Annotated in this window: 14 protein-coding genes; 3 read left to right on the plus strand and 11 right to left on the minus strand. The window is 64.3% G+C overall.

Annotation, left to right across the window (positions count from 1 at the left end):
* Positions 1–11 precede the first annotated feature (11 nt).
* The 6 genes from D1227_RS07030 to rpmI form a co-directional block, all read right to left on the minus strand.
* The gene (locus D1227_RS07030; protein WP_325048718.1) at positions 12–881 is read right to left on the minus strand and encodes an ion transporter; all 870 of its coding nucleotides are present in this window, start codon (positions 879–881) and stop codon (positions 12–14) included.
* Positions 882–926: 45 nt separating this feature from the next.
* Positions 927–3,323, minus strand: a complete 2,397-nt coding sequence (gene pheT, locus D1227_RS07035; protein ID WP_119404351.1) for a phenylalanine--tRNA ligase subunit beta — start codon at positions 3,321–3,323, stop codon at positions 927–929.
* 3 nt (positions 3,324–3,326) lie between these two features.
* Entirely contained in the window at positions 3,327–3,950 is a 624-nt protein-coding gene (locus D1227_RS07040; protein ID WP_119404352.1) for a hypothetical protein, read from the minus strand.
* A gap of 16 nt (positions 3,951–3,966) precedes the next feature.
* Positions 3,967–5,040, minus strand: coding sequence for a phenylalanine--tRNA ligase subunit alpha (gene pheS / locus D1227_RS07045; protein WP_119404353.1), 1,074 nt, complete (start codon positions 5,038–5,040; stop codon positions 3,967–3,969).
* An 89-nt stretch (positions 5,041–5,129) separates the two neighbouring features.
* Positions 5,130–5,495 (minus strand): 50S ribosomal protein L20, encoded by a 366-nt coding sequence (gene rplT / locus D1227_RS07050; RefSeq protein ID WP_119374455.1) that lies wholly within the window; start codon positions 5,493–5,495, stop codon positions 5,130–5,132.
* 50 nt (positions 5,496–5,545) lie between these two features.
* Complete coding sequence (gene rpmI, locus D1227_RS07055; RefSeq protein WP_119374454.1) at positions 5,546–5,746, minus strand: 50S ribosomal protein L35; 201 nt, start codon at positions 5,744–5,746, stop codon at positions 5,546–5,548.
* Positions 5,747–5,989: 243 nt separating this feature from the next.
* Between rpmI and D1227_RS07060 the strand changes: the two genes are divergently transcribed.
* Positions 5,990–6,322: a hypothetical protein gene (locus D1227_RS07060; protein WP_119404354.1), complete on the plus strand. Its 333-nt coding sequence runs from the start codon at positions 5,990–5,992 to the stop codon at positions 6,320–6,322.
* A 69-nt stretch (positions 6,323–6,391) separates the two neighbouring features.
* Here the strand turns inward: D1227_RS07060 and infC are convergent, their stop codons facing one another.
* The 3 genes from infC to D1227_RS07075 all read right to left on the minus strand — a co-directional run bounded on the left by infC (position 6,392) and on the right by D1227_RS07075 (position 9,218).
* Entirely contained in the window at positions 6,392–6,934 is a 543-nt protein-coding gene (gene infC, locus D1227_RS07065; protein WP_119374452.1) for a translation initiation factor IF-3, read from the minus strand.
* 61 nt (positions 6,935–6,995) lie between these two features.
* Positions 6,996–8,030, minus strand: a complete 1,035-nt coding sequence (locus tag D1227_RS07070; RefSeq protein ID WP_119374451.1) for a glycosyltransferase family 9 protein — start codon at positions 8,028–8,030, stop codon at positions 6,996–6,998.
* 3 nt (positions 8,031–8,033) lie between these two features.
* Positions 8,034–9,218, minus strand: coding sequence for a glycosyltransferase family 4 protein (locus D1227_RS07075; protein WP_119404355.1), 1,185 nt, complete (start codon positions 9,216–9,218; stop codon positions 8,034–8,036).
* Between the two features lie 149 nt (positions 9,219–9,367).
* Here D1227_RS07075 and D1227_RS07080 point away from each other — a divergent pair, with 149 nt between their 5' ends.
* Together D1227_RS07080 and D1227_RS07085 are read left to right on the plus strand one after the other, a co-directional pair.
* Positions 9,368–10,117 carry an alpha/beta fold hydrolase gene (locus D1227_RS07080; protein WP_119374449.1) on the plus strand — a complete coding sequence of 250 codons (750 nt, stop codon included), beginning with the start codon at positions 9,368–9,370 and terminating at the stop codon, positions 10,115–10,117.
* Positions 10,118–10,160: 43 nt separating this feature from the next.
* Positions 10,161–10,748, plus strand: a complete 588-nt coding sequence (locus D1227_RS07085; RefSeq protein ID WP_119374448.1) for a hypothetical protein — start codon at positions 10,161–10,163, stop codon at positions 10,746–10,748.
* A 3-nt stretch (positions 10,749–10,751) separates the two neighbouring features.
* Here D1227_RS07085 and dnaJ read toward each other — a convergent pair whose 3' ends face one another.
* Both dnaJ and gltB read right to left on the minus strand, forming a co-directional pair.
* Positions 10,752–11,918, minus strand: coding sequence for a molecular chaperone DnaJ (dnaJ, locus tag D1227_RS07090; RefSeq protein ID WP_119404356.1), 1,167 nt, complete (start codon positions 11,916–11,918; stop codon positions 10,752–10,754).
* Positions 11,919–12,013: 95 nt separating this feature from the next.
* The gene (gltB, locus tag D1227_RS07095; RefSeq protein ID WP_119404357.1) at positions 12,014–16,540 is read right to left on the minus strand and encodes a glutamate synthase large subunit; all 4,527 of its coding nucleotides are present in this window, start codon (positions 16,538–16,540) and stop codon (positions 12,014–12,016) included.
* Positions 16,541–16,546: the final 6 nt, after the last annotated feature.

Here is a 16,546-nt window from a genome sequence, read left to right on the forward strand (position 1 = left end):
GGGGTGGGGCTTCAGGCGTCGCCCTTGGGCGCGACGTCGCCCGTCTCGATCTCTTCCTCCAGCGCTTCATTGCGCGCTTTCAGCTTGGCATTCTCGCGCTCGCGCAATTCGTCTGAAAACGCACTGGCGAAGACGCCGGCCGGCAGCGCCACCATGCCGATACCGGCAATCGCGATCACCGATGCGAAGAACCGCCCGAGCGGCGTCACGGGATACACATCGCCATAGCCGACCGTGGTCAGCGTCGCGATGGCCCACCAGATGGCGCGCGGGATGGAGGCGAAGCTCTCCTGCTGGAGGCCGCCGACACCCTCGACGAAATACAGGATCACCGCCGAGACGTAGACCAGCGCCATGGCCATGGCCAGCGTGGTGAAGAGCTGCTGGCCGGCCCGGTTCAGCGTCGCGCCGAGCACGTCGAACGCCGGAATGAAGCGCGAGATTTTCGCAAGACGCGCCAGCCGCAGGACCCGCAACACCATCACGACCTGCTGGCTGGAATCCTCCGGCGCAAACAGGATCCACAACAGTTCCGGCAGGAAAGCCACGAGGTCGGCCATGGCATAGCCGCTGAAGATGTATCGCAGCCGGCCCTTGAGGCCGCGATAGCGGGGATCCTCGCCGGCGACCCAGAGGCGCAGCAGGTATTCCACGGCGAAGATCGCGATAATGGCAATGTTGAACCACTGGATGGCCAGCATCCAGTCGTCGCTCATCGTCGGCTCGGTCTCCAGCGCCAGCGCCAGGAAGCTCAGCAGGACAAGGATGACGATGAACAGATTGAACGGCGACAGGCCGGTCTTGTCGCGCGCATGCGGCTCCATCTGGCGATAGAGCCGGTGGCGCAATCCCATCTGCGTCATCACGTGCTGAATGGACATGGAGCGTCTCCCCGAGAACCCGTCTCAAGGCTTATCCGCTGATCGTCAGCCCCGCAACACGCCGCCCGTGCCCTTGGCAACGGACTCGACAATCTTCTCGGCGATGGCCTCGATATCCTTGTCCTTGAGCGTCTCGCCCTCGGGCTGGATGGTGACCTCGATCGCAACCGACTTCTTGCCCGGCTCGATGCCCGTGCCCTGGTAGACGTCGAAGACGAGGACATTGCTGATCAGCTTCTTGTCGGCAGATGTTGCATGACGCACGATGTCGGCAGCCGGCACGCCCTCATCGACGACGAAGGCGAAGTCGCGCCGGATCGGCGTGAGGTCCGAGCGCTGCAGCACGGGCCTGGTCTTGGTCGCCCGTGCCTTCATCATCGGCAGGGCGTTGAGGTTCAGCTCGAAACCGTAGACCGGGCCATCGACATCCAGCGCCTTCAGGACACGCGGATGCAGCGCGCCGAAATGAGCGACCGTGACTTTCGGGCCGAGTTTCAGGCAGGCCGCCTGTCCCGGGTGCCAGTGCGGCTGGCGCGGGGCTTCGACCTGGAACCGCTCCGGCGGCTGATCCAGCTCCTGCAGCAGGGCGAAGAGGTCCGCCTTGGCGGCGATCGCATCATAGGCCGGCACAGGCCCGCTCCAGTGACGCTCGGCGACCGGGCGCACGAGGGCGGCAACGACGTTGCGCTGGTCCTTGGGGCCGTCGCCGATATAGACCGGCCCGGCCTCGAAGAGGCGCATCTCGCGCTCGCCGCGGTCGAAGCCTTTCTGCGCGGCGACAGCGAGGTTCGGCAGCACGCTCGGGCGCATCTGGTTGAGCTCGCTGGCAACCGGGTTGGAAATTGTCAGAGCATCGCTGCCCCCGCCGAACAGCTCGGCATGGGCTTTCGGCATGAAGGACCAGGTCACCGCCTCGAGGAAGCCGCGCGAGGCCATCACACGACGCGCGGTCCGCAGGCGCGCCTGCGCCGGGGTCACGACAACCTTGCGCCCTTCCGGCGGCAGCGGCAGCGACGTCGTCGGCAGCCTGTCATAGCCGACAAGGCGGGCAACCTCTTCGACGATGTCGGCCGACTGCTCGATATCGAACCGCCAGCTCGGCACGCTCAGATACCAGGCCTCGCCGGCATCCTCGATACCGAAGCCGAGATCCTTGAGCATCTTCTTGAGGTCGGCCGGTTTCACCTCGAGGCCGGTCAGGCGGCCAATGTCCCTGCGGTCGAAGGAAACCTTCACATCCCGCTCGGGCGGCGTGCCGGCAACCTTGGCCAGCGACACGTCCCCGCCGCCATATTCGCGGATGATGGCGAGCGCGAAGTTCAGCCCTTCCAGGCAGCTTGCCGGGTCGACACCCCGCTCGAAGCGGTAGCGCGCATCGGAGATGATACCGGTCGCGCGGCCTGTGCGGGCGGTGCGCAGCGGCTCAAACCAGGCGCTCTCGATGAAGACATCCGTCGTCTCTTCGGAGACCGCCGTCGCCTGGCCGCCCATGACGCCGCCAAGACCGATCACGCCGCTATCGTCGGCGATGACGCACATGTCCTCGCTGATGTCATAGGTCTTGCCGTCGAGCGCCTCGAGCGTCTCGCCCTTGCGGCCAAGCCGGGCGACAACCGCGCCTTTCAGCTTGGCGGCATCATAGGCGTGCAGCGGCCGCGCACGGTCGTGCGAGATATAGTTGGTGAGATCCACCAGCAAATTCTTCGGCGTGATGCCGATGGCCTTCAGGCGCAGCTGCAGCCATTCCGGAGACGGACCGTTCTTGACCCCGCGCACCAGCGCGCCAGCAAAGACCGGGCAGGCCTCAGGGGCTTCGAGGCGGATATCGATCGGGCATGGCGCCGAGCCTTCAGCCTTGCGGATCGGGGTTTCCAGGAAACGCCCGGCCCCGGCAGCGGCGAGGTCGCGCGCAATGCCGTAGACGCCGAGCCAGTCCGGCCGGTTGGGGGTGACTTCGAAGTCGATGACGGGATCGGTCAGGCCCAGCGCTTCGGCCGCCGGCGTGCCAACCGCCCAGTCGCCTTCCAGATCGGCAATACCGTCATGATCCTCGCCCGCCTCGATCTCCTTGGTCGAGCAGAGCATGCCATGGCTCTCGATCCCGCGGATCTTGCGCGGCTTCTTGTCGAGCGCGAAGTCGAGGCCGGGAATCCAGGTCCCGAGCGGGGCATAGATCGCCGTCATGCCCGCACGCGCATTCGGGGCGCCGCAGACGATCTGCTTCTCGCCATCCTTGGTATCGACCGTACAGATGCGCAGCCGGTCGGCATCGGGATGCGGCTCGGCGGACTTCACCTTGGCGACGGTGAATTCGGCAAGCTTCGCGCCCGGATCCTCGACCTCTTCAACCTCGAGGCCGGCCTTGACCATCGTCGCCAGAATGTCGTCCAGCGACGCCTTGGTCGCGAGGTAATCCTGCAGCCAGGAGAGCGTGAACTTCATCGTCTATTCCACTTCCGATTCTGTCGCCGGCGATGGTGTCGCCGGCCCCGGGACGGGAGCGAGATTCGCTACGTCCGCAAAAATATCGTTTTCGCTCGGGGTGCACCGCTCGACCCGGTCTGCGCGCGCCATGCCGATACTCGTGGAGATCCAGCAGCGCTTGAAGACCGAGCAGTAACAGACCTCGAGGTTCAGCTCCCCCCATTCGGTCGCGACGCGGGCAAGCTCCTCATTGGTGACGGCATCGCGGGGCCACTCGAACCGCAGCGGGATGACCTCCGCTCCTGGCGCAATGGCGCGGCCGGTCAGGCTGCTCCATGAACGTTGATAGCCGGCTGGCAGGCGGTCGAGATAGGGCGTCAGGCTGTCGAGCGGCTCGCCATCCTTCAGCATCCGGACGCTTTCGATGATGGCCGGACCGACGCCGCTATTCGACACGCGAAGGCCGGCCGATACCATCGCTTCGCCAGTCGAGACAAAACCGTCAGTCTGCAATACCGGATAGACCGCGCCATGCTGCTGGGCACGCATGACCCGGCCCTGGTCCCAGGCAATGAAAACCGCAACCGCGCTGGTAATCACCGCGCAGATCGCAAGCAGCATCTCGACCTTGTTGCCGTTTCCCATGACCGTGACGCGCCCCTTAGCTCAGGCCGCCAGCGACGCTGGGCGACAGCCAGGGCCGGAAACCGTAATGGCGCGTCCAGCCGGCATCGGCCTCGAAATATGGGCGCAGGTCCGGCATGCCGTATTTCAGCATGGCAAGCCGGTCGATGCCCATGCCGAAGGCGAAGCCCTGATACTCGTCCGGGTCGATCCCGCAATTGCTGAGCACGTTCGGATGCACCATGCCGGAGCCGAGGATTTCCATCCAGCTGTCGCCTTCGCCGATCTCGATCGACTCGCCGACCTTGCGGTACTTCACATCCATCTCGGCGCTTGGCTCGGTGAAGGGGAAGAAGTGTGGGCGGAAGCGCGCCTCGACATTGGCGACCTCGAAGAACTCCTTCACGAAGTCGATCAGGCAACCCTTGAGGTGACCCATATGGATCGCTTTGTCGATGACGAGGCCTTCGACCTGGTGGAACATCGGCGTGTGGGTCGCGTCCCAATCATTGCGGTAGACACGCCCCGGCACGAGGATGCGGATCGGCGGCTTCTGGGTTTCCATCACGCGCACCTGTACGGGGCTGGTATGCGTGCGCAGCACTTTCGGCGCCGCGCCCTGTTGCGGATGGAAGAAGAAGGTGTCGTGCGTCTCGCGCGCCGGATGGCCTTCGGGGAAGTTCAGCGCGGTGAAATTGTGCCAGTCATCCTCGATGTCGGGCCCTTCAGCGACGGTGAAGCCCATATCGCCAAAGATCGCGGCGACTTCCTCGAAGACCTGCATGACAGGATGCAGGCGGCCTTCGGGAATGGCGCGCGGCGGCAGCGTCATGTCGATGCGCTCGGTCTGCAGGCGCTTTTCCAGCTCGGCTTCTTCAAGCTCGGCCTTGCGCGCCTCGACAGCCTCCTGCACGCGGTTGCGCAGGCCATTGAGCGCCGGGCCCATGGTTTGGCGCTCCTCCGGGCTCATGGAGCCCAGCGTCTTCATCAGGCCGGAAATGCGGCCCTTCTTGCCGAGTTCGGCAACGCGCACGGCATCCAGCGCGGCGAGATCACTCGCGGCGGCGACAGCGCCAAGCGCCTCATTCTCGATGGTTTCGATCTCAGACATGTAAAAAGCCCCGTAAGGTCAGGCCAAACGGGGCTCTTCCGCCCCGCCTTGGCGGTCGGAATAGCGGAGAAAGACGAAAAGCGAAACGCTTAAGCTGCGAGCGCGCCCTTGGCCTTCTCCACCAGGGCGCCAAAAGCTTCCGGCTCGCGCACGGCGAGGTCGGCCATCACCTTGCGGTCGACTTCGATGCCGGCCTTGTTGAGGCCGTCGATGAAGCGTGAATAGGTGAGCTGGTCATCGTGGACGCGGACAGCGGCATTGATGCGCTGGATCCAGAGCGAGCGGAAGGTCCGCTTCTTCTGCTTGCGGCCGATATAGGCGTTGGTGCCGGCCTTCCAGACTGCGGCGTTGGCCGTGCGGAAGGTATTCTTGCGGCGGCCATAATAGCCCTTCGCAGCCTTGATGATCTTCTTGTGGCGGGCGTGGGCCGGCACTTTGTTACGTGAACGGGGCATCTGGGCCTCCTGCTAAATCTGTTCGGTTCGAGTTCTGGTCTGGCCCGGCCCTAGAGGCCGTAGGGCAGGTACTTCTTGACGCGGGCTTCATCGGCCTTGGCCACCGGCTTGGTGCCGCGGTTCTGGCGGATGTACTTCGCATTGTGGCTGATCAGGCGGTGGCGCTTGCCGGCAACGCCGTGCTTGAGCTTGCCTGTAGCCGTGAACTTGAACCGCTTCGCAGCGGCCTTCTTGGTCTTCATCTTCGGCATTTCGATCTCCTGTCGGGGCCTCGGAGGACCCGCTGTCTAGTCGTTCATGAGCCTGCAGGCATGCCGTTTTCGGCCCGCAATGCTCGAAAGATCGCGCTTATGACGGAAAGGCGCAGTGGAATCAAGACCGGGAAGTGAGTCCGGACGCCCTGAATCTGCCCGGCGTTGCTGCCCCGCCGGATGCCTCTTCAACACGCCCGCGAATGCTGGTCTAATCCGCGTCGATATCCGGGAGGTCTCACCATGGCTGCTGATTGGCGCCTCATCCTGCTCGCCGGCCTAGCTGCAACCGCCTGCAGCAAGCCGCTGACAAAGACCGAACAGCTCGCCGAGGCCTGCTTCATGGACCAGATGGGCACGCGGGAAATGTGCAGCTGCATGGCCAGCGCCGCGAGCGAACGCCTCGACCCGGACGTGTTCGACATGTTTGTCACCATGGGCACCGCGGCGCCCGGCGACGACACCGAAGACACGCGCAGGGCCCGGGAAACGGCGGCCAGTATGACACCCGCCCAACAAGCGCAGATGCAGGCCTTCCTGACCGCCGCTGTGGAACTGTGCGGGCTGAGAATGTGAGCTTCGTCTGAGGTCCAGGCCGCAGGCAAGTCTCCATTCGCAATCGGGGCCGATTGCTCTGAACGTGCTCTAGCGCGGCGCCATCACCATCGTCATCTGCCGGCCTTCGAGTTTCGGTTCGAGCTCGACCTTGGCGACTTCGGCGAACTCTTCCTTGACCTTCTGGAGCAGCTCCATGCCGAGATGCTGGTGCGCCATCTCACGGCCACGGAAGCGCAGGGTGACCTTCACCTTGTCGCCTTCCTCGAAGAAGCGCGTCATCGACCGGGTCTTCACCTCATAGTCATGGGTGTCGATGTTCGGCCGCATCTTGATCTCTTTGAGCTCGGCCGATTTCTGCTTCTTCTTGGCAGCGGCCTTCTTCTTCTGCTCTTCGTAGCGGAGCTTGCCATAGTCGATGATCTTGCAGACCGGGACTTCCTGGTTTGGTGACACTTCGACCAGATCCAGTCCGGCCTCCGCGGCAGCATCAAGGGCCGCCATGAGAGGCATCACGCCCTGTTTTTCACCATGTTCGTCGATGAGCAGAACTTTCTCTGCCCGGATATCCCTGTTTGTGCGCGGTCCACTGTCGCGTTTGGACGGCGGGGCCGCATGAGGTCTACGTGCTATGGCTCTTCTCCTTTATAGCCAGTCAAAAACTGCTCGAATATGCCGATTTCCGGCGTAATTTTCAAGATTGGCCGCCGGCGGCAGCCTCCGGGATGACGCTGAGCATCAAAACCGCCTGCCAGACATCGCGGACACTGAGCTCATCCAGCGTATCGGCCTTGGCGACAATGATGTTCGAACCGCGCGGGCACGCCTTCTCCGGATCGCTTTCGCTTGTCGCAAACAAGGCAACGCCCGGACACCCGGAAAGTGCCGCCATATGCATGGGTCCGGTGTCGTTGCCAACAGCAAAGAGTGCTTTTTCTGCAAGCGCCACGATCTGGAAGAGGTCCGTGCGGGTCACGATGTTGCGCGCCCGCGGCTCGATCCGGTTGATTTCGACGGCGATCTCGGACTCTGCCTTGCCGCCGATAATGACCGGCGTGATGCCGGCATCGGCGACATGTTTGGCAAGCCCGCCGAACCGTTCCGCCGGCCAGCGTTTCGCGCTGCGATGGGCCGAAGCCCCCGGTATGAACAGCGCAAACGGCTCCTTCACCGAGAAAAAGGCCGGCGTCAGCGAGGGCTTGTCGCCCTGCGAGCGGCGCACGAAGGACATGTCAGGCATGGGCGGCCAGCCACCCTTCACCTTGTCGGGCCCGATCCCGGCGGTTTTCAGCTGGTCGGCCAGCCGGTCGATCGAATGCATGTTCCCGCGCTGCGGATTGTCGTGGAAGAAAGCCGAGCCTTCCGCATGGCCGGACCAGAGCGGCGGGGTGGAGAAAGGCAGGTTCAGCGCCTTGAAATAGTTCGCCGTGCGGCCCGAGGTCTGCAGGTCGTAGATGATGTCGTAGCGCGCCGCCTTCATGCGCTTCAGCAGCTCGCGCGTCGCCTTCACGCCCTTCGGGCGGCCATCGGTCTCGATGTGCTGGAAAAAGCCGGTTGCCTTGGCGAGGCCCTCATAGGGCGGCGTCGTCAGCAGCGTCATCACCGCCTTGGGGTGATTTTCGCGGATAGCGCGCATGGCCCCGAGCGCCAGGACGAAGTCGCCCAGCGCACTCAGTTTTATGACGAGGACGCGTTTCGCGCTCTCGCCGGGGTTCTTTGCAAGGCCCAAACCTTAAACTTCCTCGTGCGTCTCCAACAGGCGCTTATAGACCCCGAGTGTGGCGGCTTGAAGCCCCCGCTTCGAAAAGCGTTCCTCGACGTGCTGGCGACCTGCTTCCCCCATGCCTGCGCGGCCATCCGGACCGATCTGCATCAGCGCCCGGATCGAGGCGGCAAGATCTGCGGCATTACCGGGTTCGGCCCGTGAGCCGGTCGTCCCCTCGACGACGATCTCCTTCTGCCCGCCATGGTCGGCCACGATGACCGGCTTGCCCATCGCCGATGCCTCGGCCGCCACGCGCCCGAAGGCTTCCGGCCGCGTTGACGGGGCGAGCACGATATCGGCCGCGGCATAGGCGGCCGCCATGTCCTCGCAATGGCCGACAATGCGCACACTGCCGCCAAGCCCTGCCTCGACGATCCGGTCTTCCAGTTCGGCGACATAGGCGGCGCGGCCCTGCGCATCGCCTGCCAGGATGAGCAGCAGACGCGCGCGCTCGGCGCCCGAGAGGCCGGCCAGCGCATCGATCGCGACCTTCTGGCCCTTCCACTCGGTCAGCCGGCCCGGCAGCAGCAGCACCAGGCGCTTCTCGTCCGGCCCGATCTCCCAGGCGCGGCGGATGGCATCGACCCGCTCACGGCTGACAAGGTCCGGGTCGAAAACATCGAAGTCGACCCCGCGATGGATGGTCACCAGCCGGTCGCGCTGGATGCCGTGGACGCTGAGGACATGCGCGGCCGTCCACTCGGAATTGGCGATGACGAGATCGCCGCGCGCCATGATGGAATTGTATTTCCGCTTGAGGCCCGACATGCCGGAATAGGCGCCGTGATAGGTGGTCACGAAGGGGATGCCGGTGCGCTGGGCGGCCCAGTAGGCGCTCCAAGCAGGCGCGCGTGAGCGGGCATGGATCAGGTCGACGGATTTGGCCCTGATCAGGCGGGCGAGCTTGCCGGCATTGTTGCGCACCGTGATCGGGTTCTTCGCCCGCACCGGCAGCGAGACATGCAGCCCGCCAACGCGTTCCAGCTCCTTCACGAGCCGGCCGCCTTCGCTGACCACGATGGGCCAGCCGCCTGCCTCGACAACCGCCTCGGCGACTTCAATTGTCGTCCGCTCGGCACCGCCGGCAGACAGTTCCGGGATCACCTGAAGGATCGTCTTTCCTTGCAGCCGGGGTAGCTCGATCGCACTCATCCGCGCTTTCTCAAGATATTTCAACGCTACAGCCACTGGTCACTCCAGCTTGGACGGCCCCCGCCGCTGAACAGGCAGTACAGTTATCCGCGCCCCAAGCAAACCCGCTTGCTTGACTAAATCTGCAAGCCGTTGGAGGGCATGGTATCATGACAACACTTCACCTGAACTGCGAAAATGGCAGGCGGCTTGCCTATCGTAAGCGTGACGGGGCTTCTGGCCTGACCTTCGTATGGCTGTCCGGTTTCATGTCCGACATGTCCGGCACCAAGGTCACCGAGCTGGAAGGCTGGGCTGAGGCCGAAGACCATGGCTTCCTCGCCTTCGATTACTCCGGACATGGCGAATCGGATGGCGCGTTCGAGGACGGCACGATCAGCGCGTGGCTGGAGGACAGCCTGAACGTCATCCAGGGCTGCACGGACGGCCCGCTGGTGCTTGTCGGCTCCAGCATGGGCGGGTGGATGGCGCTGCTCGCCGCACTCGCCCTGAAGGACCGCGTGAAAGGCCTTGTCCTGATCGCCCCCGCGCCGGACTTTACCGAAAAGCTGATGTGGCCGGAATTCTCCGACGAAGCGCGCGCGGAGATCATGAACAATGGCGTCCATATGCGCCCGTCAGACTATGGCGATCCTTACCCCATCACGCGAAACCTGATCGAGGACGGCCAGCAATGGAGCATCCTCGACCGGACCATCCAGTTTCACGGACCGGTTCGCATCCTGCAGGGCCGCGAGGATCCGGATGTGCCCTGGTCGCACGCCTTCCGCCTGGTCGAAACCATGGCGAGCAAGGATCTCGTCTTCCAGCTTGTCAAGGATGGCGACCACCGCCTGTCGCGCCCGCAGGACATCGATCGGCTGAAGGCGACCTGCGCGGAGATCGCAACCGCCGTCTGACGCGCCAATTGCAATCACGCCTGCAGCATCGCATAGTCGGTGCATGCGGCATCGGCGTGCCTACTCCACCGACGCGACCAGCTTCCTGGAAAGCAATCGGCGGCGGATGCATGCCTTCTGGAAGGCGCCCGTCATTTTCACGCTGCTGATGACCATGGCGGCGTGGGTGTCATGGATTGTCGCCTCCGGCACGGTGAGCGCAGTCCGCTCCGGTGCGGTGCAGATTTACCTGCCGATCGGTCCCGAGCGCCCGCTCATCCTCGCAGATGTGTTGCATATGCCGGTCGGCTTCCTGCTGCATGCCCTGTTCATGGCGATGCCGGTCTTCATGGGCTGCCTGGTCTTCCTGTTTCCGATCAGGCTGGCGGACGGCAACAGCGTCATCTCGCGCCCGGTCTTCTGGCGGATCTATCTCAGCGTCCTCGGCGCGCTGGCGGGCCTGGGCGTGTTTGCGATCTATGCCGGCATGTCCGAGCCCGAGCGCCTGCTGCCGCTGGCCGGCAACCTCCCGCTCGCCATCGGCGTCGGCGGCGCGTTCGCCGGCATCCACCTGATCGCCGGGCATATCGGTGCGCGCTGGCTGATCTGGTCGTCCGGGCTGTTCGACGCCCGGCACGTCAAGGTTTTCTGAGGTTCAGTTCGGGCGCTGCTGGTCTTCGCCGGTCATGCCGTCCCAGAACTTCCTGACCCGGCCGAGGAAGCCCTCGCTTTCCGGGTTGCAGTCGGCGCCGGAGCATTCGCAGAATTCGCGCAGAAGCTCTTTCTGGCGCGAGGAAAGGTTGCGAGGCGTCTCGACGATCATCTCGACATAGAGATCCCCGGCATGTCCGGACCCGCGAAGGCTCGGCATGCCCTTGCCGCGCAGGCGCAGCTTGCGCCCGGTCTGGGCACCTTCAGGCACGGTGACGCGGGCGCGTCCGCCATCAATGGTCGGGATTTCGATCTCGCCGCCAAGGGCAGCGGTCACCATCGGGACCGGCGCCGGGCAGTAGAGGTTCGGCCCGTCACGCTCGAAAATGTCATGCTCGGCGACGTCGACGAAAATGTAGAGGTCGCCCTTCGGCCCGCCGCGCTGGCCCGGTTCGCCTTCGCCGGACAGGCGGATGCGCATGCCGCTTTCGACGCCAGCCGGAATCTTCACCTGCAGCGTGCGGTCCTCGCGCACCTGTCCTGCACCATGGCAGGTCTTGCACGGATTGGAGATGACCTTGCCCCGGCCAGAACAGCGCGCGCAGGTGCGCTCCATCGTGAAGAAGCCCTGTGTGGCCCTCACGCGGCCGGAGCCGGAACAGGTCGGGCAGGTTTCCGGGCTGGTGCCGGGTTCTGCGCCAGAGCCGTCGCAGGTGCCGCAATTTACCGCTGACGGCAGCGAAATTTCTGTATCCTTGCCGGTGAAGGCTTCTTCCAGGCTGATCTCGAGGTCATAGCGCAGATCGTTGCCGCGCGCCGGGCCGCCCCTGCGGCGTCCGCCGGCAAAACCGCCTGCACCGCCGAAGACCTGGCTGAAAATGTTCTCGAAAATATCGCCCGGATCCATGTTGCCGAACGGGTTGCCACCAGGACCGCCACCGCCATTCTCGAAAGCCGCATGGCCGAAACGGTCATAGGCTGCTTTCTTCTCAGGGTCGGACAGGATGGCGTAAGCCTCCCCGACCTCCTTGAACATCGCCTCGGCCTCTTCATCGCCGGGGTTCTGGTCCGGATGGTATTTGAGGGCAAGTTTGCGGTAAGCGCTCTTCAGGGCTTTCGCGTCGACATCCTTCGCGACGCCCAGAATCTCATAGTAGTCCCGTTTGCTCATGGCAGTGGTTTGGTTTCCGCTGTTTGGCAGTTAGGGGGAAAGTTGGGTAGCGCCGCCCCCGGTTGCAAGGGCGGCGCTACAGGCAAGTCAGTCAGCTAGCTCGCTTTTGCAGCGGGTGCCTCGCCCAGGATCATGCTGGCCACTTCCTTGGGCACGATCAGCCAGGTGTCAGACAGGGTCTGATCCCAGTTCTCCAGCAATTTGGCGGCCCGCTTCGAGCCGGTGCGTTCTTCGTGCATTTCCAGCATCAGGCGGAAGCGTCCGACATGCTCTTCCGGCATGTCGCTCAGCGGGTACCAGTCGATGGAGTCGGGGTTGGCAACGCGCTCGAATCTCTTGCCCGGATCCCAGACCCAGGCGATGCCGCCGGTCATGCCGGCCCCGAAATTGTCGCCGACAGGACCGATGATCGCAACGCGGCCGCCCGTCATGTATTCGCAGCCATTCGCGCCGCAGCCCTCGACCACCGCTTCGGCGCCCGAATTGCGCACAGCGAAGCGCACGCCCGCCTGCCCGGCCGCATAAAGCCGGCCAGAGGTCGCGCCATAAAGGCAGGTATTGCCGATGATCGTGTTCTCCGACGCCTCAAGCTGGGAGCGCCGGCCCGGGCGCAGCTGGATCGTCGCGCCTGAGAGGCCCTTGCCGACATAGTCATTGGCATCGCCATAGACATCCAGCAGCAGGCCCTGGACCGAGAACGCCCCGAGCGACTGGCCCGCACTGCCCGTCAGGCGCACGCGCAGGCGGCCTTCCGGCAGGGCCTTCTCACCGAACTTGCGCACAATGGCCGAGCTGGACCGTGCGCCGATGGAGCGCTGGACGTTCTGGACATCATATTCCAGCTGCATCTTCTCGCCCCGCGTGAAGAAGGGCTCGCCGTCGCGCAGGATCTGCGCATCGAGCGTATCCCACACTTCGGTGCGGTGGCTCGGGCGGTAGACGACCGGCTTGGTCGTCTCGACTTTCACCAGAAGCGGATTGAGGTCGAGGTCGTCGAGGTGCGAGGCACCGCGGCTGACCTGGCTCAGGAGGTCGGTGCGGCCGATGGCTTCGTCGAGCGAGGTCAGGCCAAGGCTGGCCAGGATACGCCGGACGTCTTCGGCCAGGAAGGACATCAGGTTGACGACCTTTTCCGGCGTGCCGGTGAACTTCTTGCGGAGCGCTTCGTCCTGCACGCAGACGCCGACCGGGCAGGTGTTCGAGTGGCACTGGCGCACCATGATACAGCCCATCGCGACGAGCGAGGCCGTGCCGATGCCATACTCCTCGGCACCGAGCATCGCAGCGATGACGATGTCGCGGCCCGTCCGCAGCCCGCCATCGGTCCGCAGGGTGACCTTGTCGCGAAGATTGTTCAGCGACAGGACCTGGTGCGCTTCGGCAAGGCCCATCTCCCATGGCAGGCCGGCATACTTGATCGAGGTCTGCGGGCTGGCACCCGTGCCGCCGACACCGCCGGCGATCAGGATCACATCCGCCTTGGCCTTGGCCACACCGGCGGCCACCGTGCCGACACCGGACTGGGCGACGAGCTTCACGCAGACCCGGCAGTCCGGGTTGATCTGCTTCAGGTCGTAGATCAGCTGCGCCAGGTCCTCGATGGAATAGATATCGTGGTGCGGCGGCGGCGAGATGAGCGTCACGCCCGGCGTCGCATGCCGGTTCTTGGCGATCAGCTCGGTCACCTTGAAGCCGGGCAGCTGGCCGCCCTCGCCGGGCTTGGCGCCCTGCGCGATCTTGATCTCCACCTCGCGGCACTCATTGAGGTATTCCGCCGTCACGCCGAAGCGGCCCGAGGCGACCTGCTTGACGGCCGAATTCATGTTGTCGCCATTCGGCAGCGGGCGGTAGCGCTCGCGGATTTCGCCGCCTTCACCAGAAACCGACTTCGCGCCGATCCGGTTCATCGCGACATTCAGCGTGCCGTGGGCTTCCGGGCTGAGTGCGCCGAGCGACATGCCGGGCGTCACGAACCGCTTGCGAATCTCGTTGACCGACTGGACCTGTTCCAGCGGGATCGAGGTCTGCTGGTCGGTCTTGAAGTCGATCAGGTCGCGCAGCTGGATCGGGTCACGGCCGCTCAGCGCAGCGACGTATTTCTCATACAGCGTATACTCGCCCCGGTCGCAGGCAGCCTGCAGCATGTGGATCAAATTGCCGTCCAGCGCATGCGGCTCGCCGGAGGCGCGCAGGCGGTAGAACCCGCCAACCGGCAGCGAGATGACATCCTCGTCGAACGCCGTCTCGTGGCGCTCCACCGCATTGTCCTCAAGGCCAGCCAGGCCGATCCCGGAAATACGGCTGGTCATGCCGGGGAAGTAGTCGGCAACCAGCGCGCGCGACAGGCCGAGCGCCTCGAAATTGTAGCCGCCGCGATAGGAGGAGATCACCGAAATGCCCATCTTGGACATGATCTTCAGCAGGCCCGCCTCGATCGCCTTCTTGTAGTTGCGGACATAATGGCTGAGCGGCTCGTCACCGAGCAGGCCGCGCGCATGGCGATCAGCGATGGCTTCCTGCGCGAGATAGGCATTCACACAGGTCGCGCCGCAGCCGACGAGGACAGCGAAATAGTGCGTGTCCAGGCACTCTGCCGAGCGCACAGTCAGCGAACAGAAGGTTCGAAGGCCCTGCGAGACCAGGTGAGAGTGGACCGCGCCGGTCGCCAGGATCATCGGAATGCCGACATTGTCGGGATCCTGGTGCTCGTCGGTGAGAACGATGTGTTCCCGTCCGGCCCGGACAGCCTCTTCGGCTTCGGCCTGGATCCGCGCCAGCGCAGCCTTCAGGGCCCGGCCGTCGCGCATCACATCGTCCAGCTTGAAGGTACAGTCGATATGCTCGACGCCCTCGCCCAGCGTCTCCATCAGGCGCTGGTACATGCCGGTCGACAGGAAGGGGCTTTCCAGCACGAAGACGTTCTGCTGGGTCTCGTCCGTGGTCAGGATATTGCCGAGGTTCTTGAACCGCGTCTTCAGCGACATCAAGCGGTCTTCGCGCAGCGGATCGACCGGCGGGTTGGTCACCTGGCTGAAATTCTGGCGGAAAAAGTGCGACAGCGGACGGCACTCATTGGAGAGAACGGCCACCGGACTGTCATCGCCCATCGAGCCGATCGCTTCCTTGCCCGTCTCGGCCATCGGCGCGAGAATGAGTTCGGAGGTCTCCAGCGTGAAGCCCGCCACCATCTGGCGGCGCATCAGGGCTTCCTTGTCGTAAAGGCGCGGCTCCTCGCCCTGGATGATTTCCTCTTCCAGCTCCTTCACATTCTTCAGCCACTTGTCATACGGGTGCTCGCCAGCCAGTTCGTCGATGATCTGGTCGTGCTCGTAGAACCGGCCTTCCTCGAGATTGGCCGCGATCATGCCGCCGGCGCGCACATGGCCGCGGCGGACGACTTCATGGCCGGTCAGCGGGCACATGCCGGTTTCCGACCCGACCGCCAGGATGCCATCGGCCGTCAGCGCATAGCGCAGCGGGCGCAGGCCATTGCGGTCCAGCCCGGCAATCGCCCAGCGTCCATCATAGGCACAGATGGCCGCCGGACCGTCCCACGGCTCCATGACGGAGTTGCAGTAGGCATAAAGGGCGGCGTGATTGTCCGGAATGATCGAGGCGCGCTTCGACCAGGCTTCCGGGATCAGCAGCGCCTTTGTCATCGGCGCGGTGCGCCCGGCCTTGCAGAGGATTTCGAAGACGGCATCGAGGGCGCCAGAGTCCGACAGGCCCTTCGGCACGACGGGTTTGACGTCTTCCACATCATCGCCGAACGCGCCGGAGACCATCTTGATCTCGTGGCTCTTCATCCAGTTGAGGTTGCCGCGCAGCGTGTTGATCTCGCCATTATGGGCGAGCATGCGGAAAGGCTGCGCCAGCTCCCAGCGCGGGAAGGTGTTGGTCGAGTAGCGCTGGTGATAGATCGCGATCGGCGAGACGAAGCGTTCGTCCTGCAGGTCGAGATAGAAATTGTCGATGTCCTGGGCGAGGAACATGCCCTTGTAGATCAGCGACTTGTGGCTGAGCGAGCAGATATAGAAGCCCGGAATGCCGGCCTCGCGGGCCTTGCGCTCGATCCGGCGGCGGCAGAGATAGAGTGCGCGCTCCAACTCGTCCGGGGTGCGGCCCCGGCTGTCGCGGAACATGACCTGCTCGATCTCGGGCCGCGTGTCGGCCGCCTTCTGGCCGATCACGGTGATATCGACCGGGGGCTGGCGCCAGCCATAGATATAGAAGCCGAAGTGCAGGATCTCCGTCTCGACAATGGCGCGGGCGGCTTCCTGTTCGGCAAGGTTCGTGCGCGGCAGGAAGATCTGGCCGACACAGATCGGATCCTCGGTCGGATTGTGGCCGGTGCGCCGGGCCTGCTCACGGAAAAAGTCCTGCGGGACCTCGATCCGGATACCGGCGCCGTCACCTGTCTTGCCGTCGGCATCGACTGCGCCGCGGTGCCAGACATTCTTCAGCGCCTTGATGCCCATCTCGACGATTTCGCGCTTCGGCTTGCCATCAAGCGAGGCGACGAGACCGACGCCGCAGGCATCCTTCTCATGCTCTGGATCATAGGCATGCGCCTCGATCAGCTTCTGGCGCTCGATGAGATACTTGTCGATCGTGTCGGTCATGAATGT

This window comes from Henriciella mobilis (assembly GCF_003576315.1).
Lineage (GTDB): Bacteria > Pseudomonadota > Alphaproteobacteria > Caulobacterales > Hyphomonadaceae > Henriciella > Henriciella mobilis.